Raw genomic sequence first — 24397 nt, forward strand, 5'->3', positions numbered from 1 at the left:
CCGCTCGCCGCGGCACGCGCGACCGAAACGGAGGACGCCATGCCGGTGGAGTCTGGCGCCGTGGTCGGCATCGCCCTCGTCGCGCTGGCGATGGTGCTGACGCCCGGCCCGAACATGATCTACCTGGTCTCGCGCAGCCTGTCGCAGGGGCCGGTCGCGGGTCTCGTCTCGCTCGGCGGAACGGTCGTCGGCTTCCTCGTGTACATGACGATGGCGAACCTCGGCCTCGCCGCCGTGTTCATCGTCGTGCCGTGGCTGTACACCGGGCTGAAGATCGCCGGGGCGCTCTACCTGCTGTACCTCGCCGTGCGGGCGGTCTCCGGCGGCATCGCGCTCTTCGAGGTGCGCGACCTCGCCCGCGACTCGAGGGCGCGCCTGTTCTCGATGGGCCTCGTCACGAACCTGCTGAACCCGAAGGCCGCGATCATGTACGTCGCGCTCATCCCGCAGTTCATCGTTCCGGGGCACGGCGCCGTCGTCGGGCAGGGCTTCATCCTCGGCGGCGTGCAGATCGCGGTGAGCCTCGTCGTCAACGCGCTCATCATCCTCGGCGCCGGCGCGATCGCCGTATTCCTGCGGCGGAGACCCCGCTGGCTCCCGTGGCAGCGCCGCACCACCGCGGCGCTGCTGGCCGGCGTCGGCATCCACCTGCTCATCGAGGCGCCCGTGCCCGCGACCGCGGCGCCGTGAGCGGCCGCACCGCACCCCGAGCACCGCACCGACACTGCCGCCGACCCGCCGGTTCCGACCGCCGATTCCACCGCCACCGAAAGGACGCCCGACATGACGACCTGCCAGGTTCCCGCACCCGAGCCGATGCCCTCCGCTGCCCAGGCCTGCGCCGCGCTCGTCTCCCGTCTGCCCCTCGAGCAGGCGCGAGCTCGACGCGGGTCGCTCGCGCTCGCCTGGCGGGCGTCGCTCGCATGGCTCAGGGCTCGGCGGATGCCTCGAGCCGGCGCCCGACGTGACGCACGCCTCGATCCGGCCGAAGCCCGCGAGGCCGTGGCCCACTACCTGGCGATGCACTGGGTCAATCGCTGAGCCGCGGATGACTCTCCGCGCCGCGCTCGCTCCCTGAACGGACCCGCGACCGCGCCGACGGAGGCTCGGCTCGGTGCGGTGCGGTGCGGTGCGGTGCGGTGCAGAGCATCGCCGGCGGGGGTGCCGTTCAGGATGCGGTACCGAAGTGGAGAAGTACCGAAGTACCGCGCAACGTGGAGGCACACCCCGGTCCGGCGACGGGCCGAGCCGCGACATCCGCTCGCCCCGCCGCGTCGACGGCAGCGTCGGACCCTTGCTTTCGAGGTGCCTCCGGGAGGAGGATGCTCGTGACCGCAGCCGCACCGTGCGGCTCGACGTGACCGGTCGGTCTGCGACGCGCAACCCGAACATGCGCGACGTGCGACCACTGAGCACATCGCCTGTGCGGAAGGACCCACCGCGTGAGCACCACCCTCGATCTCGCCGCCGAGCACATCGCGAAGCGAGTCGCCTCGACCATCGAGCCCGCCATCGCCATGATCGACGGATGGCGCAGCGTGCTCGAGACCGAACTGTCCGGCCCGTTCGCCGGAGCACTGACCGGCTCGCCCGATGCCGACGCCGAGACCCTCGATCCCGTGATCGAGGCACTCGTCGGCGCCGAGCTGCAGCGCGACGGAGCCCTCGTCACCGGCGCGGGCTTCGCGGCCGCGCCCGGATACCTGGCCGACGCGACGTGGCACCTGGCCTGGTGGCTGAGCGGCACCCGAACGTTCCGCTCCTCCGGGGCGCCGGCGCTGCGCCGCCTCGACGCGGTGAGCGATCCGGGTTCGGCCCGGTTCCGCGACTACACGACCCTCGAATGGTGGCGCGTCCCCGAGCGCACCGGCCGCCGGCACGTCACCGGCCCGTACGTCGACTCCGTTCGCACCGACGACGACACCGTGACCATCACCACTCCCGTCGTCGCCGACGGCGAGATGGTCGGCGTGGTCGGGGCAGACGCCGATGTCGCCCGGCTCGAGCGCGAGCTGCTGCCGGTCCTCCGCGAATGGGGCGGCAGCGGCACCCTGCTCACGGCCTCCGGCCGGATCCTCGCCTCGAACGATGCACGGCGTGCCCCCGGGGCGCTGCTGCGCATCGACGGTCTCGCCGAGGCGCTGGCCCCGCTGCACGACGAGCGCTCGGCCGACCCCGTGCAGCTGCCCGGCGGCGAGCTCGTCGTGCCGTGCGGCGACACGACGCTCGCGCTCGTCGCCGAGGCGCCCTCGCCCGTCGAGTAGGCAGCCGGTCGAGGAGGCGCACCGGCGCCGTATCGAGACCAGCAGCCCAGGTCGCGATGCGCCCCTTCGTCGCTACTCGACCGACTCGACCGACTCGACCGAGGGACGCAGCGCTGCACCCGGCGTGAGCACGAGCTCGGCGATGGCCGGGTCGCCGCCGAAGGCGATGAGGCGCCCGCGGTACGCCCGACGGGCGCGCCCGTAGTGCACGGCGCTGTCGGCCTCGCGGATGACGGCCATGAGGTTCATCCACTCGAAGGTGCCCTGCAGTTCGAACGCGAGCTGGTCGGGATCGTCGAGGTCGGGCAGCTCTCCCTGCGCGACGGCGAAGCGAGCGGATGCCGCGAGGTAGCCGAGCCAGCTCTCGAGCTGGTCGGCCAGCGCGTCGCGCACCGGCCCCGGCTTGGAGTGGAAGTCGGCGGCACTGGACGAGAAGAAGCATCCGCCGGGGAAGACCCGGTCCTCGGAATAGGCGACCACCCGGTCGAGCAGCGCGGTCAGGCGACGGATGCCTCGGGGCTGCACGCGTGCGGGCTCGATGACGGTCGCGGCGAAGCGCTCGGCTGCGGCGGCCACCGTCGCCAGCTGCAGCTGCTCCTTCGAGCCGAACAGGGTGGCGATGCCGCTCTTGCTCACCGCGGCCTCGGCGGCGAGGCGCCCGATGGAGAGCCCGTCGAGCCCCTCCATCGAGGCGAGGTCGGCGGCGTGCGCGAGCACCAGGCGCCGTGAGGCGTCGCCGCGGGCCCGTCTGCCGTCGATCATCGTCATGCTTGCAGTTTACGCACGAACGTTCGTACACTCTACGTACGAACGTTCGTAGAGTTTTCTGGAGGCACACGCATGGGCAGGTCATCCATCGCCATCGCAGCGGGCACGGCGACGCTGAAGACGGCCGGCGGCGGCATCCGCCTGGCGTCGCAGGCATCGCCCGAATTCGCGGCCCGCCTCGCACTCCCGCTGTTCCGGCGCGTCGGTCGGCGCATCCCGGTCGCTCGCGCCGACGCCGCGACGCATGCCGCGGCCCGCCGCAGCACGGTGCGCATCCCCGGCGTCCAGCACCGTGGAGTCGAGGTCGTCACGTACGAATGGGGCGCCGGGCCCGACACGATCGTGCTCGCGCACGGCTGGCAGTCCCGCGCGAGCGTGTTCGCGACGCTCGTGCGGGAGCTGCGCAGCGCGGGATTCCGCATCGTCGCGTTCGACGCGCCCGCGAACGGCGAGTCGGGCGGGCGCGGCACCTACCTCGTCGACCACCTCGACGTGCTCGCCGCCCTGCAGCAGCGCCTCGGGCGCTTCCACGCGATCGTCGGCCACTCGTTCGGAGGCCTCGCCGCCGTGCTCGCACCGAGCGAGGGCATCGACGTCCATCGCGTCGCCACGATCGCCGCGGCGGCCACCCCGCACGTGTTCGTCGACGGATTCGGCGACATCCTCGGCCTCGACCGGCCGACGCGCGACGCCCTCGCCCGCCGCTACGGACGCCTCTTCACCGGCCCCGAAGACCCGTACGACCGCTACTCGGCGCTGGTGCATCCCCTGCCCGACGACGTGCCGCTGCTCCTCGTGCACGACCGCGGCGACCGCCGCATCCCCTTCGCCGAGGCGCCGAAGCTCGCCGACGCCCACCTCGGTCGAGCACGGCTCGTCGCCACCGAGGGCCTCGGGCACAACCGCATCCTGCGCGCCGACGTCACGCTCGACGCCGTGCTCGACTTCGTCACGGCTCCGGATGCCGCTGCCGTGCGCGTTCCCGACGCGTCGGCCGCGCTGGCCGCGATCAGCCCGACGCTCGAGTAGGCGCGCCGGCGCCGTATCGAGACCCGTGCGCGAGATGGTCTCGATACGCGGCGCCACTCGACCGGCGCTGTGCGCTCCTCAGCCTGCGTCGCTCCTCGACCGACGCTCGGCTACTCGGCGCCCGTGAAGCGCCAGGGTTGGGCGCCCCCGTGCGTCGTGGCCCTGGCTCCGGCGTCGACGGCGTCACGCAGCGCAGAGGCACGGTCGGCGCCCGCGGCGAGACGCGCCACGAGCGTGCCGGCGAATGCGTCGCCCGCGCCGGTGGTGTCGACGACGTCGATCGGCCGGGGCGCGGCATCCGCTCCTCCCCAGCGGGCGCCCGCGGCGCCGAGGGTCACGCAGGCATCGGCGGGCCGACCGAGCGCCGCCCACTCGTGCTCGTTCACGATGACGACGTCGGCCAGGTCGAGCAGGGCGGATGCCGCCTGCGAGACGGGTGACGCGTTGAAGACGGTCGTCGCCCCGAGCTCGCGTCCGCGACGCAGCACGGCCTCGGCCACCTCGGGCGCGAGCTCGAGCTGCGTGACGACGAGACCCGCATCGTCGGGGATCGCCCGGGCCGCGGCATCCGGCTCGAGCGTGGCGTTCGCACCGCCGACCACGATGATGCTGTTCTCGCCGGCGGCGTCGACCGTGATGAAGGCCTGCCCGGTCGGCTGTGCGGCATCGACGGTCACCGCCGAGACGTCGACGCCGTGCGCGGCGAGCTGCTCGAGGTAGCGCCGCCCGTGATCGTCGTCACCGACCCGGCCGATCAGCAGCACGTCGGCACCGGCGGATGCCGCGGCGAGCGCGAGATTCGCCCCCTTGCCGCCCGGCAGCAGCTCGACGCCGAGGCCGAGCACGGTCTCTCCGGGTGCCGGATGCGTCTCGACCCGCACGATCGCATCGACGTTGATCGAGCCCACCACCACGACGCGCGCACCCATGGTGGGGAGCCTATCGGGGGCGGGTCTCGATACGCTTCGCTACCCGACCGGCGCGACCGTCCGCGCCTCGTCGACCCGCGCGTCGAGGCGCGGCGCCACTCCACCGGCGATCGGCCGCAGATCGCGCGTGGCCGGCCCCTCGAGGCGCACGCCGTCGGCAGTGAAGCGCGACGCGTGAGCCGGGCAGTCCCAGGTGTGCTCGGCGTCGTTCCACGCGAGCACGGCGCCGAGGTGCGGGCAGATGCCCGAGACGCGGCAGGTGACGCCGTCGACCGTCGAGACGGCCGTCGGCACCGGGGCGCGTCCCGCGCGGCCGACCATGCCCTCGCCCTCGGGCGGTGCCGCCTGCTCTGGCAGGCGCGTCACGAGCACACGCCCCCAACCGACCGCGTAGTGCTTCGCGACCGCCGCGTTCATGCCGATGCCGACGCCGAGCGCGACCGGCGTCGTGAACCGGTGCCGCAGCGTGCGCGCCCAGTCGGGCAGGTCACCGAGCAGGTCGGCGGCGAGGGTGAGCCCGCATTGCACGGCGTTCGTCATGCCCCACTTGTCGTAGCCGGTCGCGAGGAACACCCGGCCGCGTCCGCGCGGGAGCCAGCCGACGAACGGCACCCCGTGCGGGGTCTCGTAGTCCTGTGCGCTCCACCGGTGCGTGAGCGAGGCATCCGGCCAGGTGGTGCGTGCCCACGCGTCGAGCGCGTCGACCCTCGAACGCGGCGACGGATGCCGGCCGACCTCGTGTCCGTACCCGCCCACGAGGAGCAGCTCGGCGGCGCCGGAGCCGAGGTCGGGATCCGGTGCCGTTCGGATCGATCGGGCGGGCTCGTCGACGCTGAGGTACATGGCCTGCGGCAGCGAGGCATCCGTTCGGTATGCGGCGGCGTAGGAGCGATTCCCACGCAGCTTCGCGAACGAGAGCCCGCGATCGAGGATCGGCGTGCCGGTCGCGATGACCAGGCGCTCGCAGGCGAACTCGCCGTCGGTCGTGCGCACCCGCACGGGCCGGCCGACACGGGCTCCGGTCATGCGGACGCCAGTGCGGATGACGCCGCCGAGGGCGCGCAGCTCCGCGGCGAGCGCGGCGAGCACCTCGATCGGGTCGAACTGCGCCTGCCCGGTGAGGCGCACGGCCGCGTGCACGGGGAACGGCACGTCGTTCGGCACATCGGTCATGACGTGCAGGCCGGCCTCGCGGGCGACCTGCGCCTCGCGCTCGACGGTCTCGCGCCCCGCCGCCGTCGCGGCGAAGCTCACGGCATCGCGCCGCTGCACGGGAACACCGCGGTCGGCGAGGTAGTCGAGCAGCCACGCCTGCCCGGCGAGGTTCGCGTCGACGTAGGCCTGCAGCACGCGCGCCGAGGTGCGCCGCCGAACACGCTGGAGGTGCGCGCCCTGCAGCACGCTGAGCTTCGCCGTCGTGTTCCCCGTGGCGACGGCGCCGACCTCGCGCGCCTCGAGCACGCCGACGCGACGCCCGGCGCGGGCGAGCAGCACGGCCGTGACGAGGCCGGTGAGGCCTGCCCCGACGACGATCTCGTCGAAGGCGCGCGGCGAGGACGCCGCGTCGTCGGTCTCGATCGGAAGCGGGCGCGCGAGCCAGAGCGAGGTCATGCCCGAAACCTACGTGGGTCACCGAACACCGACAACGGGGTGGCGCGGATGCCGCGACTCACGTATACGCGTCCCGGGTAGTGCCGTGCACCCCGACCGTCAACCCCCGTGCGGCCTGGCCGGTACCCGCCTAGCGTGCACGCATGGTGCAGTTCGGATACAAACTCGCCGCGGAGGGCTTCGGCCCCGCGGAACTCGTTCGGCAGGCGCAGCGCGCCGAGGCCGCCGGCTTCGACTTCGTCGAGATCAGCGACCACTACCATCCGTGGCTCGACGTGCAGGGGCATTCGCCGTTCGCCTGGTCGGTGCTCGGCGCGATCGCGCAGGGCACCGAGCGCATCGGGCTCGCGACCGGGGTGACCTGCCCGTCGATGCGATACCACCCGGCGATCATCGCGCAGGCGGCCGCGACCGTCGCGCTGCTCAGCGAGGGACGGTTCACGCTCGGCGTCGGAGCGGGCGAACGCCTGAACGAGCATGTCGTCGGGCGAGGCTACCCGGCCGTCGCGCAGCGGCACGAGATGCTGCGCGAAGCGCTGGAGATCATCCGCCTCCTGTGGGAGGGCGGCTACCGGAGCTACGAGGGCCGCTACCTCGATCTCGAGGACGCACGCGTGTTCGACCTGCCCGACGAACCGCCCGCGATCGCGGTGGCCGCGAGCGGCGCGGCATCCGCAACGGTGGCCGCCGAGCTCGGCGACGGGATCTTCGCCGTCGAGCCGGACGCCGATCTGGTGGCCGAGTACGAGCGCCTGGGCGGCACCGGTGCGAAGTACGGTGAGGCGGGCCTCGCCTGGGCGACGACCGAGGACGCCGCGGTCGAGGCCGCCTGGACGACCGCCCGCTGGAGCCTCACCGGCTGGAAGGTCATGAGCGAGCTGCCGAACCCGGTGAACTTCGAGGCGGCGAGCGAGTACATCCGACGGGAGGACGTCGCCGAGCAGCTCAGCGTGGGCCCCGACCCCGACGCCCATGTGGAAGCCGTTCGCCCGTTCGTCGATGCCGGCTTCGACCACGTGGCGCTCATGAACCTCGGCCCCGACCCCGACGGCTTCTTCGACGTGTTCGAGGCCGACCTCGGACCACGACTCCGCGACCTCGGAAGGAACGGCTCATGACCACCCTGCGCGTCCTCGCCCTCAACTGCACGCTGAAGCCCTCGCCCGCCGAGTCGAGCACCGAGCTGCTCGCCCGCCAGGTGCTCGACCTGTTCGTCGCCGACGGCGCCGAGACCGAGCTCGTGCGCGTCGTCGACCACGACGTGAAGCCGGGCGTCGAAGCCGACTTGGGCGACGGCGATGAGTGGCCGGCGATCCGGAGCAAGGTCCTCGACGCCGACATCCTGCTGTTCGCGACCCCGACCTGGGTCGGCCATCCGTCGAGCGTCGCGCAGCGCGTGATCGAGCGACTCGACGCCGAGCTCTCCGAGACCGACGACGAGGGCCGCCCGCTGCTCGCCGGCAAGGTCGCGGCGGTGGCCGTCACCGGCAACGAGGACGGCGCCCACGCGATCATCGCCGACGTGCTGCAGGCCCTCGTCGACGTCGGGTTCTCGGTCGCGTCGCAGGCCTCGACGTACTGGAACGGCGAGGCGATGCAGACGACCGACTACAAGGACCTCCCCGAGACCCCCGAGGCCGTGGCCACGACGAACGCGACGCTCGCGCGGCACAGTGCACACCTCGCGCGCCTGCTCAGGAACGCGCCGTATCCGCCGCCGGTCGAGTAGCGCCGCACGAGTGTGTCGCGACCACGCGCGGGGTCTCGATACGCTGCGCTACTCGACCGCCGAAGTCAGGCGGTCAGACCGCCACGCGGTGGTCCGCGCCCTCGGGCCCGGATGCCGCGATGCACGCGCGGAGGCCGACGATGCCGCCGGCGGCGTAGGAGGCGCGCTGGCGATCGGCTCCCGTGCCGCGCTCGAGCAGCGCGTCGATCGCCTCCACGCATCCGTCGGCGTCGTCGTGCATCTCGAGCGCCGACGCCAGCACCTCGAGGATCGGCGCCATCGTGCCGCGCACGGGGTCGGGCACCGTCGCGTCGAGCCCGAACTTCGCAGCCTCCCACACGGCCGCGTCGAGCACCTCGGGGGCGAACCTGGACTCCTCCGTGCCGCCCGATCGGCCGGAACCGCGCAGGATGCCGCGCACGATGCGGCGGCAGAGCAGGGCGATCGCGACGGAATCGTCCGCGACGAGCTGGGCGTCGGCGAAACGGAGCTCGATCGTGGGCAGGTGGTGGGAGAGACGCAGCGTCCACGCGACGAGGGGCTTGTCGCGCGTGGCTCCGATGCCGATCAGGTCGCTGATGCGGTGGTCGTAGTCGGCGACGTCGGCGAACGGCGACGGGATGCCTGCGGTGGTCCAGCGCCGCATCACGACCGTGCGCCAGCTCGCGAACCCGGTGTCCTCCCCGTGCCAGAACGGCGAGTTCGCCGCCACCGCGGTGAGCACCGGCATCCATTCGCGCAGCCCGTTGAGCACCCGCACCCGATCATCCATGTCCGGGACCCCGACGTGCACGTGCATGCCGCAGACCTGGTGGTCGTCGATCATCGCCCCGATGTCATCGCGGATGTGCTCGTATCGCGCGGCCTGCGTGACCTCGGGGGCACGCTCGACCTCGAACGGCGTGCCGGTGGCCGCCGCCACGACGCCGAGATCACCGGCGACCTCGGTGAGCGCGGCTCGGAACGTCTCGAGTTGCCCGAGCGCCTCATCGGCCGCACGGCAGATGCCGGTCGCGACCTCGAGCTGCGAGGCGAGGAACTCGGTGGTCGCCGCCTCGAACTCGGGCTTCAGGACGGCGAGCGCCTCGGCGCCGAGAGCGACGGGCCGCAGCGTCTCGGGCTCGACGAGGACGAACTCCTCCTCGATGCCGAAGGTCGTCCCGGCCGGATCGGCGGGGCGGTTCGCGCTCTGCGCGCTGGACTCCGATGTCGGCATGACCTATGCCTACCCGCTCGAACGCGTGGAAACGAGGGCTTGACGCCGACCGTCCCGACGGTGCGGGGCGGCAGCCGATCAGCCCCCGAGCGAACCCGCGTCGGTCGCGCCGACGTCGGTGCGGTGGAAGTTGTGGAACGACCGCGATGCCGTGGGGCCGCGCTGGCCCTGGTAACGCGAGCTGTACTCGGCCGAGCCGTAGGGCCGCTCACTCGGCGACGAGAGGCGGAAGAAGCACATTTGGCCGATCTTCATGCCCGGCCAGAGCTTGATCGGCAGGGTCGCGACGTTGCTGAGCTCGAGCGTGACGTGGCCCGTGAACCCGGGGTCGATGAAGCCCGCCGTCGAGTGCGTGAGCAGGCCGAGGCGGCCCAGCGAGCTCTTGCCCTCGAGGCGCGCGGCCACGTCGTCGGGCAGCGTGACCGCCTCGTACGTCGAGGCGAGCACGAACTCGCCCGGGTGCAGGATGAACGGCTCCTCGGGCTTCACCTGGATGAGGTGCGTCAGCTCGGGCTGGTCTTCGGCCGGATCGATGAACGGGTACTTGTGGTTGTCGAACAGGCGGAAGTACCGGTCGAGGCGCACGTCGATCGACGACGGCTGGATCATGCCCGGTTCGTAGGGCTCCAGGCCGATGCGGCCCGCGTCGAGTTCGGCCCTGATGTCACGATCCGAGAGAAGCACGGTGCCAGCGTAGCAACGCGCTCGGATCCGATCGGTCGGTCGAGTAGCGAAGCGAATCGACGTGCATACCGCCGATCGAGTAGCGAAGCGTGTCGAGACCATTGATACGATGGTCACCGCTGCATCCGATCGGATGCCGCATGCGGATGTAGTTCAATGGTAGAACTTCAGCTTCCCAAGCTGATAGCGCGGGTTCGATTCCCGTCATCCGCTCCATGTCATCGGTGGAGAATGACACCGAGTTTGACAATCTTGCCAACGAGTTTGTCATTCGATCCGTTTTCAGTGACAAACTTGTCACGAAACCAAGCACCCTGATTAGCCCGATCGAGATGGCTCAAGATCAGGTCAGTTTGGCTTAATTGGGAGCAGTCAGACAGTGTCAGCATCGTCAACGCACTTGCGCCTCTCTGACTCCTATGGGCGGGGCATCACAATCCTCGTCGTCACTCGTCGGAGAGCGGAAGCGTAGGCGGGCCGCCCCACAGGGTGGCTGATGCTGAAACGCTTTCTCCACATTGCCGCGCCCCTTGATGTGACGGAGAGACCCAGACCCGCTCCATTTGGGGCATCGGATCGCACCGCGAAAGCGGGGCGCCGGCGGCAAGCAAAACCCCCGCAACGCTCCACTGACTCAACCAGCTCAACCGCGCTTCGTCGTTGGCTATCATGCAGCAGGCTGCCCGAAAGAGAGGAAGAACGATGCTCGGTGAAAACCACTGGATTGCCTGTGATGAATCCGGAAACACGGGCGAGAACCTGACGGGATCCGAGCTCGGAGTTTTCAGTGAGGGCAGCCACGACCTGTCGATGGATGAATCCGAAGAACTCCTTGAATGGGTGCTGAAGAGGACCACACGCAAGGCGACCGAGATCAAGTGGAAACATCTGAAGGACGACGCCGACCTCGTTGACGAACTGTTCGAGGTACGACTGTCAGGCCGCGCCATGTTCTATCTCTCGGAGAAACGCTTCGTACTGGTCGGCAAGGTTGTGGATCTCCTCCTCGAAGAGCTTGCGCATGAGCGTGGTGACGACATGTACGGCAGCGGTGAGGCACGGCGTCTGGCGTTCGCCCTGTACCGGGATGGTGCGCGCGCGTTGGGCGACGAACGGTGGGCTGAACTACTTCAAGCGTTTAACTCCCTTGCTCGGGTGGATTCCAGAAACCAGCAGAGAAAAGCGGTGCCAAAGGAGACAGTCGAGGGTTTCTTCCTAAAGCTGGAGAATGCACGGTTCAAGGCCACCAGGCGCAACGTCGAGGATGTCCTGACGGAGCTCCTTGGTGCGCGCGGGATCGCCGACACGCTGGTGTCGAAGCTCGATCCGGGCCAGAGTGAAATACCAGCCCTCGACCCGCTAATTCCAAGCCTGGCGCAGACGATTCGCGAATGGCACGATCGCGACCGATCGAAGATCATCAACGTCATTCATGATGTCGGCCCCGTTCCGTCCTCCACTGCGATGGAGCACATGGCGAATGCTCTCCGCAGCCCCTCCCCAGAGTTTCGTCGACTCGCGCCGCCCGTCAGAGTGGGTCAGATCTTGACCGGTGATTCCAAGAGCGACGCTCGGATCCAGATCGCAGACTTTGTGGCTGGCCTTGGTGCGACGATCGGTATGGATGCCCTAAAGGGGCAGTTGGATCCGCGTGGAAGCAGGTTCGCCCGAAGCATGTTGATCGATTCGAGTCTCTGGGGAGATGATCGATCCGCCAGCGAATTGGGTCTCGCGGCTTAAGCGAACCTTACGCGCACGCCCGAATCTTCAGACGCGACGCACTCTTATACACACGTGCCGCGTGCGCAAACTCGAGCACATTTCCAGGATGTCGGCTTCGACCTTGAGCGACTGGCGTCGTACTCAACCCGAATCTGATCGAACCGATGTCGGTGACACTAACGAGGTAGCTCACGGCGTCCCTGAGCACACGTGAGCCACGCCGTTACTGTACTTCCATGCGTGTCTCGGGTTGTCGCGCATCGCTTCCTTCCAGCAGATCGCCTGGTGATCGCAGGTCGTTAGCTTGCGACCGGCGCGCTTCGCGCTGACTTTCTGCAGCAGTTCCGTGGCGCCGTACGGGTGGGTTTGGTTCGGATCGATCTTCCGGTGCACGATCTGACCGTCTGAATTCGATGAAACGGCGACGACGAGGTCGGCGCTCGTCGTCTTCTTCACGGGACTGCATGTTGATGTCGTAGACGGTCGCGACGCGGCCAGTGTCCGCACCGGCCAATTCTGCGTCATCCATGAATCGTCGGATTGAAGCGCCCCGGATTTAGTGGAGGGCGAGTTCTCCCAGCGACGGGTGCCGCTGGGGGTTGATCTCACGGTAGTACTCGTTCTCCTTCTCGATCGGGGTGAGGTATCCGATCGAGGAGTGCAGCCGGTTCTCGTTGAACCAGTGCACCCATGACAGGGTCGCAAGCTCGAGCTCGTCCGCCGTGCGGAACGGGCCATCGATCTTGACGCACTCGGTCTTGTACAGCCCGACAACGGTTTCCGCGAGGGCATTGTCGTAGCTGTCGCCGACGGTCCCGATCGATGCGATCGCACCGGCTTCCGCGAGCCGGTCGGTGTAGCGCAGCGCGGTGTACTGCGACCCGGCATCGGAATGCTGAATGACGCCCGTGACGTCCTCGCCAGCGGTGTCGCGGATCCAGAGCGCCATCTCGAGCGCGTCCAACGGCAGATCGGTCGGCATCCGGGGCATCGTCCGCCATCCCACGATCCGTCGTGAGAACACATCGGTGACGAACGCCGTGAACGCCATTCCCGACCACGTCGGCACATAGGTGAAGTCGACCACCCAGAGCTCGTTCGGACGGTCCGCGCGGAACTCACGGTTCACATGATCCGCCGGCCGCGTCGATGAGTCCTCGGGCCGGGTCGTGACGAACTGCTTGCCGCGGCGGATGCCACGCAGCCCGAGCTGGCGCATGAGGCGTTCCACCGTGCAGCGGGCCACGATGATGCCTTCACGTTTGAGCAGGCGCCAGACCTTGCGGGCACCGCTGATCCCACGACCGAGGTTGCGATCCCAGAACACCCGCTCGATCTGAACGACCAGCTCCGCGTCCCGTATCGCCCGGGCCGAGGGCGGCCGCTTCTTGAACGCGTAGTAGCCGGACGGGGCGATCGGCACGCCATGCTCGGTGAGCACACGACAGATCGGCTCGACCCCGAACCGGTCACGGTGGTCGTCGATGAACGCCACTACCAGGGCAGTCGCGGGTCGAGCTCCCGCGCGAAGAACGAGGACGCCGCCAACAGAATCTCATTCGCACGCTTGAGTTCGCGGTTCTCCGCCTCGAGCTGCTTGATCCTGACCGCGTCCGTCGTCGTCGTCCCGGGACGTTCGCCCGCGTCGATCGCACCCTGCTTGCACCAGCCGCGCAACGTATCCGGGTTCACCCCCGTCCGCTGACCGATCCGCACCACCGCCGCGTTCAACGACAGCTCCGGATCTTCCCTACGCGCTTCCTGCACGAGCCGCATGGCCCGCTCCCGCAACTCCTGCGGATACTTCCTCGGTGCCGGCATAACAATCATCCTCTCGGGGAATCAGGCCCTCCACGAACCCCGGGGCGCTTCAGATCTCATCAATGAACTCCTGCATTTCCGCGACCATGGTCGCGTTCCGATCCGCCTTCATTAATCGGACAACATCTGCCGGCGGTCGCACACAGCCACTTGCGCGCGAGTTTCGGCCCTCGGCCGAACCTCCAGGTCGACGTCTGACGATGCCGAATCTGCCGCGGAAGTTCTAGGCCGGCCCTGCCAGCCGGTACGCTGCGCGCCGCTTTCGCCGCAGGTTTTCCCACGACCAGGCGGAGTCAACATCCCAGTCAGGGAGGGCGAGCAACTCCTCCTCCGTCCAGACCTCCCGCCGCTGCCTATCCTTCAACGGGAACGCGGCGTTGGCGATCTTGTAGAGACTCGGTGTTCCGTTGAATGGATCCAGATTGTAGAACTTTCGATCAACTTTCTTGGCTGGTATGAAGCTGACGTGCTCAGGGTTGATGTTGTTCGCTTCGTGCTCGCTCACACTGACCAGATTTCGGCTCGCGTCCCCTTCACGGACCCAGTACTGGTAGGCGCCGAGTAGTAGTCCGTACTGGGTCCAGTTGCCGCGATGCGATTTGTCCCCGTCGTGCAGCGCCGGCTTCTTAACTCGGCGGACACGGAGGCCCGCGTGGCTCGATTCGTAGGACACGATGAGGTGGTCGACGTGACTGAGTCGGACTGACAGTTCGTGGAGGCGGTAGGGGGCGGCGTGCACTGCCCGTTCCTTACCGCCAGGGATAGTGACTGTCACCTCCTCTTCGCTTTCGAAGTGCCGTGTGCGCGCCGACGTGACCGTCCGCGTCGTCTGGAGCGTCTCTGTGAAGTGCTCCTCAAGTGCGCTTGTGAAGTCTGCAGTTCCAAACTTGTCGCAACCGAGGCGGACGTCCGCGCCAATCTTGGCGGTGAAACCAGAGCAGAGCAGGTGGTCCTGAACAAGGGTGGCGGTGTCCACCTTTTCGTACACGAATCGGACCATGTGGCGGGTCTGCATCTGCGCGTTCGTCGGACTCACCATGGAAGCGGTCGCGTCGCCGTATCCAGTCTGACTGAGTCGCTTCTCTTTGACCAGGAAGTTCAAACGCAGGACGTCGAATGGGCCATTCGGGTCACCGTTGCCGTGCCATGCCGAGGGTCGGGTAAGCGGGATGGACAGAGGGGTACTCACCGGTTTCGGGACAGACCGATACTTCGATCTATTGGACTTGACCATGTTCCCCCGTCACTTGAACCCGCGGCATTTGCGCGGGACTTCATTGTGCGGACGACGGCGTTCGCGTCGACCACTTTCCGTTCAAACTCCCGCGAAGGCTTGCTCAAACTCGTCCGCGAAATCGCGGACCCTTCGGTGGCTTGTCGACCCCTCGGCGGAACCGTAGACGAGGTAACCGACCTGCTCAGCGAGTTCTCGCGCGAGCTGAGCGTGTCTTCGTCGAGGGCGGTCACTCACCAGCATTACAGGGAGGGTGGATCTCCATAGAGAGCGCGCGTTGTCGCGCGCGGAAAACGAGGGACGCAGCGTCCCCAGGGCGATACCGATGCTGTCAAGGCGTCGCTCGAGGCTCACATCATGGTTGGTTTGCGGCATGTGCTCAAGGAGCAGGCATGCTGCCTTGTCCGGCGAGAGATGTCCGGCGGACTGTAGAAGGTCCCACCCGACGCTCGGGTGGTTTGGTGCGAGCCAGACACGGTCGATGTCTGACATGAGGGCCGGCGTAACTCGTCGGCCGCGCTTGGAACCACCTGGAAGGGGGCTCGGGACTCTCAACGTTCGCTCCTCCGCATGGCACGAACGATATACCCCCGACGGTGTCGCCCGTGGGACGCGCGGGGGTTTACAGCCCCCCCTATTTTGGGGGTCCTGTCCGTTGACGCGGTCGGCTAGATGGGAGTTCCCCCACGTACAGGTGCGGATGGGAATCCTGCCGACGACTGACGAGCGTGCGTGATCGAGCGGCCTTTCAACTAGCGAGCTTGAGACGCTCATGCAGCGCGCCCACGTCGAAACGCGCGGGATCGACCGCCGCCGCACCCCCAGTCAAACATGGGTCAAGCAATACTGCCCGCCGTCGGGATCTTGAATTTCCTGATCAGAGCCATTTCATCGCGGTCACGGGTATGCGTCGATGAGGGAATCGTGGGATTGAGTCAAGCACCGGTCAATCACTTGACTCGTCCTGCGCCCAGTACGGCAGGTATCGACGGCTCTTCGCGCCGGCCGCTTCGTCTTCGAGCACGAGCAGTCCACTGCTCAACGCGTCTCGGAGAACCCGTGAGGCTTGGGCGCTATTGGCGTCAGGGATCCCGAATCGTTCGCGCACTGAGGAGTTCATCGTCGGCTCACCCGAGACGTGCCGGAGGGCGGCATGGAGGAAGACGGCTTCCACGCGCTCTACGCGGGTCATCTCCGCGAAGGTCCGTGGGCCAAACAGGGCCACCTTGGTGTGGTTGGACTCCACTGTTATCCGGGGTGCCGGCAGTTGGTGGAGTTCGACCTGGGTTGCGATCTTCTCCCACCCGGATCCGCGTTCCTCAGAGATGTGCGCGCGGGTCATGAACGAAGCGAGCGCCTCGTTTCGCGAGGGGGGCCGCGGTCCGAGGAATTTCCGCACGCTGATGAGCGGCTCACCAGGGTTGGTGAACTCGACCCTGTTCGGAAAGACCTCGATCATCGGTCCACTGCCTGCGATTGTGAAGTCTTGATGGATCAGCATGTTCGCCGTGAGCTCTCGAACGGCCGCGTCGGGGTAGAGGGGTTGGTCGCGCCTGAGGCCACTCTCGATTGCTTCGACTCTCGGCAGTAGCGCCGACAGATACTCCATGAGCCCTTCAAAACCTGCCGCATATCCCCGCCCTCCTCGTTGCTCGTGTAGCGCCTCCGCCCGACTGTTGGTTCGGTACTCAGTTACGCGGGCAGCCTTCCGGGAAACCGTCGGAAACTCGCTGAGGTCGCGCGCGAACAGGAGGGCGCCGAGGTTCGTGATCGCGGTGCCGCTGTCAGATCGCACGAGGAGTCCTTCAGAGACGAGTTGGTCAGCGATGCCACGCCGAGTCTCTGGAAGTCTGGCGCCCGTGAGATCGAAGTAGGCGCTATACGCGAGCGATGCAATCGCCCCTTCATCGCTGAGCCCGTGCTGGGCGATACCGGATTCGAAGGAGCTGCCTCGGAAGGCTTCCCAGAGTTTTGCCTCGTGCTCGGGATGCTCATGCAGCGGCTTCTTGTAACTGCCGATTCGTATGAACCGTTCGCCGCGGAAGGAGACTGGGCGCGCTCGGGCCGCATCGATCTCGAGGATGACCGCCGACATGGAAGGGCCTGTATCGATCCGGCGGAACACGAAGTACACCTGTGGCTCAAGGCCGCGCGTCAGCCACGGAATGAGGTCTTCGTTCCCCGCGCCCTTGGTGGCCCATGGGTCAACCTTGGTACCGACGATCAGGTGGTCGCTGTCCCGAACCCCCCAAATGAGGTAAGCATGCGTCCTCCCGGCGAGGACGGCGCCGTTGGCAAGCGCCGAGATGTACTCGCCGATCTCCTGAGGGTTGTCGAGGTTCTCCTTGAACTCCAGCCACGGCCGCTCGGCGGGCTCGGCACAGAGTCTGGCGAGGAGCTTTCGATCCGGAGTCAGCATCGTCGATCAGCCAAGGCTCGGCGTTCCCCTTTCTGTTCGGCATCGCAGACTCAAGCGCCGCTCATTGCAGCACCCCACGATTGCGGTCATCCGCTGGCCGAAGCGAGCGCTCACACCGCGCGAATCTGAACGCTGTGCTCGCAGTCGATCATCGCGCATGCCGAGCACCACGCGCTCGCGATTGGTCGTCGAGTCGCGACCCGGAGATACTGCTGCCCTGCTGCCGCAGATTGTCACGGCACCACTGCAACGAACGTTCCTCGGCGGCTAAGGGCAATGCCGCAATACGGGCGAGATCATCTACGACGAAGTTGACGTCGAAGCCGACGGTCGATTCGTGCACAGGGTGCTCCTCTGGCCGCAGGGCGAGTACGAAGTGGTCTTCACAAGCCTCGCCGAGCGAAGAGAGTCAGCTGCCCCAAGCGCCCGTCGATGAATCCGGCAACGTGTGCGCATTGGGATCCGCCAGCGGGCGCACTCATCCGCGCATCGCACCCCTATCGCGGGCGCAGCGATCGCGCTAAGACTGGTCAAATGAGAGACGCCACAGTTCCACGACCGTTCCAACAGATCCGGCGCCGACTCTTGACCTTCCTCGCGATCAGCGTCCTCGTCGCAGCCAGCGCTGCGGGATTTCTCCTCTACGGGATTCTCAATCACTGGTCAGCCGGCGCGATCGTGGTGCTCGTGATCCTCACCCTCGCTTTCATCGCCGCGGTAGCGGCGCGGATCTATTCGTTCCGCGCCCTCCAGGCCCAACACAATCAGGACCCGACAGGGGTCGACGGAGAGTGACCACCTGCAAACGGATTGCTCAGCGACGAGACGCCTACCTGGTCCGACTGAAGCTAAAACTGATGATCGCCACGGACGCACCAATGAGCGCGATGAGCAAAGCCCAGAACTCACCTGACAGAAAAATGATGAGACCGATTCCGCAGACCACGACTCCAGCGATTGCGGCCGCAACGAGTTGCTTTCGAGACGCTCGCATTTGAACTCCGATCACCCGAGTGCAGCCTCGCCAAGAGTGTCAGTTCTCCGACATCGCCCGCAAGACGGTCGCGCAGCGGACGTGAGTCGATCGCCGAGTGAGCGTCGGCCGGGTCTGGTGAGTGAGGTGCCCGTTTACCCGGCCCGCTGAGAACGCCCGCAGGGATGCGTCTACTGCAACGGCGTTGGGCACCGATTGCTCATCCATCGATGGGATCCGCGAAAGGATGAGCGGCAACTCCTGTCGGAGGCGCCGAGCCGATTCTCGGGCACTTGTCATTTTGCCAAGTGCGTGACAAGTGGTCTGAGAATATGACAGGTTGCGCGAGAACCTCTACTTACACGACCTGCGGTCCAGGCGTGCGGGTACGGCTTGGAATGTCAAACTCGTTGGCACCGTTTTACGAAAACCGGCGACTCGCTCAGCGAGTATTGCGGAGAGGACAACCTGTTGGCACGCTCGACTTCGCAAAAATCCCAAGAACAAGCGGGTCGAGGCGGTTGGGCGCATACAGTGAAGGTGTTCTGACAAACTCATTGTCATTTTCCACCGAGCGCTCCTCGCCGGCCCGAGTGGCTCGGCTAGCCGCCTTTGCCGCCCTTCGTCGCGAGGACCGAGAGGAACCCCGCCTCGAGGGCTGCGGCCAACGCCTGGGGTTCGCCGAGGTAGCCGTTCACCATCGCGCCATCGCGCAGGATCATGAGCTGCTCCGCCGCGGATTCCGCGTCGCTCGATCCGGCCTCGATCGCGATCTCGGCGAAGTAGTCGCGCATCCACCGACGGTGTGCATCGACGGCGAGACGCACCGGATCCTCGGGGTCGCCGAACTCCGCTGCCGCATTGATGAATGCGCACCCGCGGAACCCTGACACGCAACTCGCATCGCCGATCCCTGCGGCGAGCGCGCGCAGGGTGGCCGAGGGCTCCCCTGCCCGCACCACGCTCGCCATCCATGCCTGCTCCCTGGCCGCCTGCTGGCCGAGGTAGGCGACCACGAGGTCGCTCTTCGTGCGGAAGTGGCGATAGAAGGTGACCTTCGTGATGCCCACCTGCTCGATGATGCGGTCGGCACTCGTCGCGCGGATCCCTTGGCTGTAGAACAGCTCGCTCGCGGCATCCAGGATCCGGGAACGCATGCCGGCCCGCGGCGCAGATGCAGTCGGGGGATCGATGGCGTCAGCCTGCATTTCGTGCTCCGGTTCCGATCGGTCGGCTTGCGCCGGCGCTCTCTGCAGTCTACGGTTCTCGATGTAGACGTACTAGTAACTCTACATCGAGAACCGAAGGAGAACCATGTCTGCATCCCTCTACACCGCCACCGCCACGTCGACCGGAGACGGCCGGGCGGGAGGTCGAGCGGTCACCGATGACGGGCTGCTCGATGTCACGCTTGCGATCCCGACATCCATGGGCGGCCCCGGAGGCGCGACCAACCCCGAGCAGCTCTTCGCCGCCGGATGGTCTTCGTGCTTCCACTCGGCGCTGAAGCTCGTGGCCTCGCAGCGCAAGGTGCCGCTCGTCGGCTCCACGGTCACTGCCGAGGTCTCCGTGATCCCGACCGAGACCGGAGGCTTCGCCCTCACCGCCGCACTCATGGTGACCGTCGGCGGAGGCATCGCCCTCGAGACTGCCGAGGCGCTCACCGCCGCCGCACATGACGTGTGCCCGTATTCGAACGCAGTCCACGGCAACGTGCCTGTCACCCTCACGACCACCGTCGCCTGAACGCGACGAGCCCACGAAAGCGAGACCCTCGTGACGAATTCCGCAACGACGCCCACCCTGTCGTTCAGCCGGTCACTTCGACGGCTGTACTTCATCCGCTTCGCCTTCGCCCTCCTCTGGGCCGGGCTCCTGTTCGCCGCGGCCGCCGGCGCCGGTCCGCTCCTGACCGTGCTGCTGATCGTGTATCCGCTCTTCGACGCGGGCGCGGTGCTGTGGCAACTGCGCGCTGCGCCCGACTCCGATCGATCCACGACGAGCGAATGGATCAACGTCGTCGTCAGCGTCCTCGTCGCGATCGCCCTCGGCGTCGCTTCGACGTTCTCGCCGGCGAGCGCACTCGCGGTATGGGGCGTCTGGGCGATCGGTGCGGGCATCCCGCAGTTCATCTCGGCGATCCGCAACCGCCGCGCGGGCGGGCAGGTGCCGCAGATGCTCAGCGGCGGCATCTCGGTCTTCGCAGGCGCTGCGTTCCTGTTCCAGGGGCTTCAGGGCTCGGAGGCCATCGTCGGCGTGGCCGGCTACGCGACGCTCGGAGCGATCTTCTTCCTGCTCTCCGCGATCCGACTCAGCGTCGCCCTTCGAAAGGGTGCACGATGAGCGGCCGTGAGCACGCTGCGGACTACGACCTGATCGTGATCGGCGCCGGTCCCGTCGGCGAGAACGTGGCGGACTACGCCGCCAAGCGAGGCATCAGCGTCGCGATCATCGAAGCAGAACTCGTCGGCGGAGAGTGCTCCTACTGGGCGTGCATGCCGTCCAAGGCCCTCCTGCGCAGCGGCCACGCGCTGCGCGCGGCCCGGCGCCTGGCCGGAGCCCGCGAAGCGGTCGGCGGCATCGACACCGCCGCGGTGTTCGCGCGGCGCGACTCGTTCACCGACGGCTGGAGGGACGACGGCCAGGTGTCGTGGCTCGCCTCGGCCGGCATCGACCTGATCCGCGGCCGCGGCCGGATCGTCGGCCCGCGTCGGGTTCAGGTCGGCGACCGCGTCTACTCCGCACGGGCGGTGGCGATCGCCACAGGTTCCGTGCCGGTGCTGCCGCCGATCGCCGGTCTTGCGGATGCGTCGCCCTGGGGCACGCGCGAGGCGACCTCGGCCGACCACGTCCCTCCTCGCCTCATCATCATCGGCGGCGGTGTCGCCGGCTCGGAGCTGGCCTTCGCGTTCTCGTCGCTGGGCTCTCAGGTGACGGTGCTCTCGCGCACCGCGCTCCTGGAGCGTGAAGAGCCGTTCGTCGGCGAACTCGTCGCCGCCGCGCTGACCGAGGAGGGCGTCGACGTCCGCATCGACGCCGCGCCCACTCGGGTGGATCGCGACGCCGAGGGCATCGTCAGCGTCGCCCTCGACGACGGGACCATGCTTCGGGCCGAGCAACTGCTGGTCGCCACCGGGCGTCGGCCCGCGACCGACGACCTCGGTCTCGAGACGGTGGGCGCGGACACGAAGCTCGTGGTCGACGACACGATGCTCGTCGAGGGCAGCGACTGGCTCTCCGCAGTGGGCGACGTCAACGGCCGCGCGCTGCTCACCCACCAGGGAAAGTACCAGGCTCGGGCCGCGGGCGAGGCCATCGCGGCCCGGCTGCAAGGGAACACGTTGGACGACGGCGCATGGGGCCGGCACGTCGCATCAGCCGACCACGCGGCGGTGCCCCGCGTGGTGTTCACCGACCCGGAGGTCGCCGCAGTCGGCCTCACCGAGAAGGCTGCGCGCGAGTCCGGACTCCGCGTCAGGGTCGTGGAGGTCGACCTCGGCGGCGTCGGCGGAGCGAAGCTCCACGCGGACGGCTACACCGGTCGGGCGAAGCTCGTCGTCGACGAGGACCGCCGAGTCGTCGTCGGCGCGACGTTCGTGGGCCAGGACACCGCGGAACTGGTGCACGCGGCGACGATCGCGATCGTCGGGGAGGTCGCGATCGATCGGCTCTGGCATGCGGTCCCGGCGTACCCGACCCTCAGCGAAGCATGGCTGCGCCTGCTGGAGGCGTACGGCAGGCCGTCGTAGGCCGCATGCGCCGCGAGAGGGAGGGCCTGTCAGTACCCGGAACGCCACCCCCTTCCGCGGATCCCGCCGCGGGTGTGGACTGAGTCCGCCGGCCCACCGAAAGGAACACCCCATGCAGACCGTCACCCTCAACAACGGCATCGAGATGCCCATCCTCGGCTTCGGCGTCTATCAGGTCGGACCCGAGGAGACCGAGGCCGCGGTCACCTCGGCGATCACCGCCGGCTACCGACTCATCGACACGGCCGCCGCATACGGCAACGAGGAGGCCGTCGGCGCGGCGATCGCCAAGAGCGGCGTGCCGCGCGAAGAGCTCTTCATCACCACCAAGCTCTGGGTGCAGAGCGCCCCGGCCGAGGAGAACACGGCTCGCGCCTTCGACGACTCGCTGCGCAGGCTCGGCCTCGACCACGTCGACCTGTACCTGATCCACCAGCCCTTCGGCGACTACTACGGTCAGTGGCGGGCGATGGAGAAGATCAACCGCGAGGGCCGCGCCCGCGCGATCGGGGTGTCGAACTTCCCGCCCGACCGACTGATCGACCTCATCGTCAACACCGAGATCACGCCGGCCGTCAACCAGATCGAGACGAACCCGTACCACCAGCAGGGCGGCGCGCACGAGGTGCTCGTCGCCGAGGGCGTGCAGCACGAGTCGTGGGGACCGTTCGCCGAGGGCAGGAACGGCCTGTTCGCCAACCCGCTGCTCACCGAGATCGGCGCAGACCACGGCAAGTCCGTCGCGCAGGTCGTGCTGCGCTGGATGATCCAGCGCGACGTCGTGGTCATCCCCAAGACCGTCAGCCCCGAGCGGATGTCGCAGAACCTCGACGTGTTCGACTTCACCCTCTCCGACGACGAGATGGACCGCATCGCCACCCTCGACGAGGCCAGCTCGCAGTTCTTCGACCACCGGGACCCCGACGTGGTGCGGCACCTCAGTGCCCGTCGGCTCGGGGGCTGAGGAGGGCGGTCACCAATCTCGCAGCGTACGCTCTCGGACGTACGGCTCGTGACCCGGCGGCGGTGCGACCGCCCATCCGAGGTCTTTGAGTCTCTCTGCGGCCTCTTCCTGGAGATCACCGACGAGCGCCCGGAACTGCATGCGACGCCAGATGTCGCGCCCGTCGCTCACAGCGTTCTGCCATTCCGGCATGTGGTCGACGCCGCATTCCTTGATGAGAAATTCGATGAAGTCTTCAATCGCTGGACGCATGCGCACACCGCCCGTCGGGAAGTGCAGTGTCGACAAGGAATGTGGGCTCGCCGTGACATACGAATGACTCGCGTGTGCGCGAGCGAGCCAGTGAGAGAAAGCGCCACGTTCACCGTGAAACTGCCAATGCGATGCAGGAGAAGTCTGCAGCTTCGAGTCGTACTCCAATCGGACCAAGGGCGTCTTCTCCCACACCGACCGAACGGCGAGGTTGGACTTCACGACCTTGAGGAAGCGCTGCTCCCAGTCGTCGAGAGTGCAGTACAGAGCGACCGACCAGCTTCCGACTTGCTCGCCCGAAACCAGCAACGGCATCACGACGGGAGCGCCAGCATCATCGGCTGCAGTGATGATCGCTCGTCGACGTTTCGCCTCCCAGAGCGCAACGATCTGCGGTTGCTCGGGCAGCGATGCTCTGAGGGTCTCCGTGAGACGATCGGCGAGCTCACGCGCCTGCCCGAGCGTCTTGTCAGACGCCTGCACTAGTCGGAGGTGTCGTCGCCGAGCAGGAAGGAGATCCCGTCCAACTCGTCGCGAATCGCCCATTCGCTATCGCTGAGCAGCCCAAGGTTGGCTCGCTCGAGAAACTCGTCGTTCGTCGATAGGCCAACCGACTCCAACAATTCGGCTCGTCGAACGATCAGTCTGTCGCTCGAAAGTTCGATGACTGGCGCCATGACTCATCCCCCGTTCTTGCCTGCTCAAACCAATACTATGGCGGTCTCAGCAGAAGGTCTCGTTCATTCCCAGGCACGTTACCGTGGCCGTCTGACACGCACCTACGATCGAACCGTGACCGTCTTCGCCGCCGTGGTGCTCTTCGCCAACGCCCTCTTCAACCTCGTGGCCTGGCCGCGCTTCTACCCGCGCATCGCCGCCGACCCGCGGGCCCGCGATGCGGACGGACGGCGCACCGCGTTCTACACCGTGCACGTGGTGCTCATCGTCATCGCACTCGTGCTCGCCGCGGCATCCGCCGTCGCCGGAGTGCTCGTCCTCCTCTGACGCGACCCGCGGCCGCCCGCCCGTTCGC

Annotated in this window: 26 protein-coding genes, 1 tRNA gene and 1 other annotated feature; of the genes, 14 read left to right on the top strand and 13 right to left on the bottom strand. The window is 67.7% G+C overall.

The window, feature by feature from the left end:
* Positions 1 to 39: 39 nt before the first annotated feature.
* The 3 genes from AC3IPY_RS19070 (at position 40) to AC3IPY_RS19080 (ending at position 2264) form a co-directional block, all read left to right on the top strand.
* Entirely contained in the window at positions 40 to 690 is a 651-nt protein-coding gene (locus AC3IPY_RS19070) for a LysE family translocator (RefSeq protein ID WP_489185853.1), read from the top strand.
* A 93-nt stretch (positions 691 to 783) separates the two neighbouring features.
* Positions 784 to 1041 carry a hypothetical protein gene (locus AC3IPY_RS19075; protein ID WP_489185854.1) on the top strand — a complete coding sequence of 86 codons (258 nt, stop codon included), beginning with the start codon at positions 784 to 786 and terminating at the stop codon, positions 1039 to 1041.
* Positions 1042 to 1442: 401 nt separating this feature from the next.
* On the top strand, positions 1443 to 2264 hold the full coding sequence (locus AC3IPY_RS19080) for a PDC sensor domain-containing protein (RefSeq protein ID WP_489185855.1): 822 nt from the start codon (positions 1443 to 1445) through the stop codon (positions 2262 to 2264).
* Positions 2265 to 2336: 72 nt separating this feature from the next.
* Here the strand turns inward: AC3IPY_RS19080 and AC3IPY_RS19085 are convergent, their stop codons facing one another.
* The gene (locus tag AC3IPY_RS19085) at positions 2337 to 3032 is read right to left on the bottom strand and encodes a TetR/AcrR family transcriptional regulator (RefSeq protein WP_489185856.1); all 696 of its coding nucleotides are present in this window, start codon (positions 3030 to 3032) and stop codon (positions 2337 to 2339) included.
* Positions 3033 to 3104: 72 nt separating this feature from the next.
* Between AC3IPY_RS19085 and AC3IPY_RS19090 the strand changes: the two genes are divergently transcribed.
* Positions 3105 to 4061, top strand: a complete 957-nt coding sequence (locus AC3IPY_RS19090) for an alpha/beta hydrolase family protein (protein WP_489185857.1) — start codon at positions 3105 to 3107, stop codon at positions 4059 to 4061.
* 110 nt (positions 4062 to 4171) lie between these two features.
* Here AC3IPY_RS19090 and AC3IPY_RS19095 read toward each other — a convergent pair whose 3' ends face one another.
* Together AC3IPY_RS19095 and AC3IPY_RS19100 are read right to left on the bottom strand one after the other, a co-directional pair.
* Positions 4172 to 4990, bottom strand: a complete 819-nt coding sequence (locus AC3IPY_RS19095) for a ribokinase (protein ID WP_489185858.1) — start codon at positions 4988 to 4990, stop codon at positions 4172 to 4174.
* A gap of 39 nt (positions 4991 to 5029) precedes the next feature.
* A complete protein-coding gene (locus AC3IPY_RS19100; protein ID WP_489185859.1) occupies positions 5030 to 6601 on the bottom strand; it encodes an FAD-dependent oxidoreductase in 1572 nt (523 codons plus the stop codon).
* 143 nt (positions 6602 to 6744) lie between these two features.
* Between AC3IPY_RS19100 and AC3IPY_RS19105 the strand changes: the two genes are divergently transcribed.
* Together AC3IPY_RS19105 and AC3IPY_RS19110 are read left to right on the top strand one after the other, a co-directional pair.
* The gene (locus AC3IPY_RS19105; protein WP_489185860.1) at positions 6745 to 7719 is read left to right on the top strand and encodes a TIGR03557 family F420-dependent LLM class oxidoreductase; all 975 of its coding nucleotides are present in this window, start codon (positions 6745 to 6747) and stop codon (positions 7717 to 7719) included.
* Complete coding sequence (locus AC3IPY_RS19110) at positions 7716 to 8330, top strand: flavodoxin family protein (protein ID WP_489185861.1); 615 nt, start codon at positions 7716 to 7718, stop codon at positions 8328 to 8330. The genes AC3IPY_RS19105 and AC3IPY_RS19110 overlap by 4 nt, the downstream gene beginning before the upstream one ends.
* A 73-nt stretch (positions 8331 to 8403) precedes the next feature.
* On the opposite strand, the gene AC3IPY_RS19115 is transcribed toward AC3IPY_RS19110, so the two are convergent.
* Complete coding sequence (locus tag AC3IPY_RS19115) at positions 8404 to 9546, bottom strand: carboxylate-amine ligase (RefSeq protein WP_489185862.1); 1143 nt, start codon at positions 9544 to 9546, stop codon at positions 8404 to 8406.
* Positions 9547 to 9624: 78 nt separating this feature from the next.
* Positions 9625 to 10230: a dCTP deaminase gene (gene dcd, locus AC3IPY_RS19120; RefSeq protein ID WP_489185863.1), complete on the bottom strand. Its 606-nt coding sequence runs from the start codon at positions 10228 to 10230 to the stop codon at positions 9625 to 9627.
* A 142-nt stretch (positions 10231 to 10372) separates the two neighbouring features.
* Between dcd and AC3IPY_RS19125 the strand changes: the two genes are divergently transcribed.
* Both AC3IPY_RS19125 and AC3IPY_RS19130 read left to right on the top strand, forming a co-directional pair.
* Positions 10373 to 10446 (top strand) — tRNA-Gly (locus AC3IPY_RS19125).
* A 486-nt stretch (positions 10447 to 10932) separates the two neighbouring features.
* Entirely contained in the window at positions 10933 to 11970 is a 1038-nt protein-coding gene (locus AC3IPY_RS19130) for a hypothetical protein (RefSeq protein WP_489185864.1), read from the top strand.
* A gap of 171 nt (positions 11971 to 12141) precedes the next feature.
* Here the strand turns inward: AC3IPY_RS19130 and AC3IPY_RS19135 are convergent, their stop codons facing one another.
* The 5 genes from AC3IPY_RS19135 to AC3IPY_RS19155 all read right to left on the bottom strand — a co-directional run bounded on the left by AC3IPY_RS19135 (position 12142) and on the right by AC3IPY_RS19155 (position 17769).
* Complete coding sequence (locus AC3IPY_RS19135; RefSeq protein ID WP_489185865.1) at positions 12142 to 12408, bottom strand: hypothetical protein; 267 nt, start codon at positions 12406 to 12408, stop codon at positions 12142 to 12144.
* 100 nt (positions 12409 to 12508) lie between these two features.
* Positions 12509 to 13773 (bottom strand): IS3 family transposase gene (locus AC3IPY_RS19140; protein WP_489185866.1). Its coding sequence is split into 2 segments (ribosomal slippage): positions 12509 to 13482 and positions 13482 to 13773, totalling 1266 coding nucleotides; the frame shifts between segments, so codons are not numbered across the junction.
* Positions 13361 to 13489: a sequence feature (AL1L pseudoknot), on the bottom strand. (Overlaps the previous gene by 129 nt.)
* A gap of 223 nt (positions 13774 to 13996) precedes the next feature.
* Positions 13997 to 14773 (bottom strand): hypothetical protein, encoded by a 777-nt coding sequence (locus AC3IPY_RS19145; protein ID WP_489185867.1) that lies wholly within the window; start codon positions 14771 to 14773, stop codon positions 13997 to 13999.
* A gap of 1180 nt (positions 14774 to 15953) precedes the next feature.
* The gene (locus tag AC3IPY_RS19150; protein WP_489185868.1) at positions 15954 to 17426 is read right to left on the bottom strand and encodes an ATP-binding protein; all 1473 of its coding nucleotides are present in this window, start codon (positions 17424 to 17426) and stop codon (positions 15954 to 15956) included.
* A 148-nt stretch (positions 17427 to 17574) separates the two neighbouring features.
* Entirely contained in the window at positions 17575 to 17769 is a 195-nt protein-coding gene (locus AC3IPY_RS19155; protein WP_489185869.1) for a hypothetical protein, read from the bottom strand.
* A gap of 191 nt (positions 17770 to 17960) precedes the next feature.
* On the opposite strand from AC3IPY_RS19155, the gene AC3IPY_RS19160 reads away from it, so the two are divergent.
* Positions 17961 to 18221 (top strand): hypothetical protein, encoded by a 261-nt coding sequence (locus tag AC3IPY_RS19160; RefSeq protein ID WP_489185870.1) that lies wholly within the window; start codon positions 17961 to 17963, stop codon positions 18219 to 18221.
* A 780-nt stretch (positions 18222 to 19001) separates the two neighbouring features.
* On the opposite strand, the gene AC3IPY_RS19165 is transcribed toward AC3IPY_RS19160, so the two are convergent.
* A complete protein-coding gene (locus tag AC3IPY_RS19165; RefSeq protein WP_489185871.1) occupies positions 19002 to 19556 on the bottom strand; it encodes a TetR/AcrR family transcriptional regulator in 555 nt (184 codons plus the stop codon).
* A gap of 157 nt (positions 19557 to 19713) precedes the next feature.
* Here AC3IPY_RS19165 and AC3IPY_RS19170 point away from each other — a divergent pair, with 157 nt between their 5' ends.
* The 4 genes from AC3IPY_RS19170 (at position 19714) to AC3IPY_RS19185 (ending at position 23112) form a co-directional block, all read left to right on the top strand.
* On the top strand, positions 19714 to 20145 hold the full coding sequence (locus AC3IPY_RS19170; RefSeq protein ID WP_489185872.1) for an organic hydroperoxide resistance protein: 432 nt from the start codon (positions 19714 to 19716) through the stop codon (positions 20143 to 20145).
* Positions 20146 to 20175: 30 nt separating this feature from the next.
* Entirely contained in the window at positions 20176 to 20742 is a 567-nt protein-coding gene (locus AC3IPY_RS19175) for a hypothetical protein (protein WP_489185873.1), read from the top strand.
* Positions 20739 to 22148, top strand: a complete 1410-nt coding sequence (locus AC3IPY_RS19180; protein WP_489185874.1) for a dihydrolipoyl dehydrogenase family protein — start codon at positions 20739 to 20741, stop codon at positions 22146 to 22148. The genes AC3IPY_RS19175 and AC3IPY_RS19180 overlap by 4 nt, the downstream gene beginning before the upstream one ends.
* Before the next feature lie 112 nt (positions 22149 to 22260).
* Positions 22261 to 23112, top strand: coding sequence for an aldo/keto reductase (locus tag AC3IPY_RS19185; protein ID WP_489185875.1), 852 nt, complete (start codon positions 22261 to 22263; stop codon positions 23110 to 23112).
* A 9-nt stretch (positions 23113 to 23121) separates the two neighbouring features.
* Here the strand turns inward: AC3IPY_RS19185 and AC3IPY_RS19190 are convergent, their stop codons facing one another.
* Positions 23122 to 23847 carry a hypothetical protein gene (locus AC3IPY_RS19190; RefSeq protein WP_489185876.1) on the bottom strand — a complete coding sequence of 242 codons (726 nt, stop codon included), beginning with the start codon at positions 23845 to 23847 and terminating at the stop codon, positions 23122 to 23124.
* The gene (locus tag AC3IPY_RS19195) at positions 23847 to 24041 is read right to left on the bottom strand and encodes a hypothetical protein (protein ID WP_489185877.1); all 195 of its coding nucleotides are present in this window, start codon (positions 24039 to 24041) and stop codon (positions 23847 to 23849) included. The genes AC3IPY_RS19190 and AC3IPY_RS19195 overlap by 1 nt, the downstream gene beginning before the upstream one ends.
* A gap of 115 nt (positions 24042 to 24156) precedes the next feature.
* Here AC3IPY_RS19195 and AC3IPY_RS19200 point away from each other — a divergent pair, with 115 nt between their 5' ends.
* Entirely contained in the window at positions 24157 to 24369 is a 213-nt protein-coding gene (locus tag AC3IPY_RS19200) for an SCO4848 family membrane protein (RefSeq protein ID WP_489185878.1), read from the top strand.
* Positions 24370 to 24397: the final 28 nt, after the last annotated feature.

The organism is Agromyces sp. GL_144, from assembly GCF_057834305.1.

What these genes read in the sequence shown, in the direction of transcription:
- AC3IPY_RS19070 (WP_489185853.1), top strand. Translation starts at nt 40, where the DNA reads ATGCCGGTGGAGTCTGGCGCCGTGGTCGGCATCGCCCTCGTCGCGCTG.
- AC3IPY_RS19075 (WP_489185854.1), top strand. Translation starts at nt 784, where the DNA reads ATGACGACCTGCCAGGTTCCCGCACCCGAGCCGATGCCCTCCGCTGCC.
- AC3IPY_RS19085 (WP_489185856.1), bottom strand. Translation starts at nt 3,032, where the DNA reads ATGACGATGATCGACGGCAGACGGGCCCGCGGCGACGCCTCACGGCGC.
- AC3IPY_RS19090 (WP_489185857.1), top strand. Translation starts at nt 3,105, where the DNA reads ATGGGCAGGTCATCCATCGCCATCGCAGCGGGCACGGCGACGCTGAAG.
- AC3IPY_RS19095 (WP_489185858.1), bottom strand. Translation starts at nt 4,990, where the DNA reads ATGGGTGCGCGCGTCGTGGTGGTGGGCTCGATCAACGTCGATGCGATC.
- AC3IPY_RS19100 (WP_489185859.1), bottom strand. Translation starts at nt 6,601, where the DNA reads ATGACCTCGCTCTGGCTCGCGCGCCCGCTTCCGATCGAGACCGACGAC.
- AC3IPY_RS19105 (WP_489185860.1), top strand. Translation starts at nt 6,745, where the DNA reads ATGGTGCAGTTCGGATACAAACTCGCCGCGGAGGGCTTCGGCCCCGCG.
- AC3IPY_RS19110 (WP_489185861.1), top strand. Translation starts at nt 7,716, where the DNA reads ATGACCACCCTGCGCGTCCTCGCCCTCAACTGCACGCTGAAGCCCTCG.
- AC3IPY_RS19115 (WP_489185862.1), bottom strand. Translation starts at nt 9,546, where the DNA reads ATGCCGACATCGGAGTCCAGCGCGCAGAGCGCGAACCGCCCCGCCGAT.
- AC3IPY_RS19130 (WP_489185864.1), top strand. Translation starts at nt 10,933, where the DNA reads ATGCTCGGTGAAAACCACTGGATTGCCTGTGATGAATCCGGAAACACG.
- AC3IPY_RS19145 (WP_489185867.1), bottom strand. Translation starts at nt 14,773, where the DNA reads ATGGTCCGATTCGTGTACGAAAAGGTGGACACCGCCACCCTTGTTCAG.
- AC3IPY_RS19150 (WP_489185868.1), bottom strand. Translation starts at nt 17,426, where the DNA reads ATGCTGACTCCGGATCGAAAGCTCCTCGCCAGACTCTGTGCCGAGCCC.
- AC3IPY_RS19160 (WP_489185870.1), top strand. Translation starts at nt 17,961, where the DNA reads ATGAGAGACGCCACAGTTCCACGACCGTTCCAACAGATCCGGCGCCGA.
- AC3IPY_RS19165 (WP_489185871.1), bottom strand. Translation starts at nt 19,556, where the DNA reads ATGCGTTCCCGGATCCTGGATGCCGCGAGCGAGCTGTTCTACAGCCAA.
- AC3IPY_RS19170 (WP_489185872.1), top strand. Translation starts at nt 19,714, where the DNA reads ATGTCTGCATCCCTCTACACCGCCACCGCCACGTCGACCGGAGACGGC.
- AC3IPY_RS19180 (WP_489185874.1), top strand. Translation starts at nt 20,739, where the DNA reads ATGAGCGGCCGTGAGCACGCTGCGGACTACGACCTGATCGTGATCGGC.
- AC3IPY_RS19185 (WP_489185875.1), top strand. Translation starts at nt 22,261, where the DNA reads ATGCAGACCGTCACCCTCAACAACGGCATCGAGATGCCCATCCTCGGC.
- AC3IPY_RS19195 (WP_489185877.1), bottom strand. Translation starts at nt 24,041, where the DNA reads ATGGCGCCAGTCATCGAACTTTCGAGCGACAGACTGATCGTTCGACGA.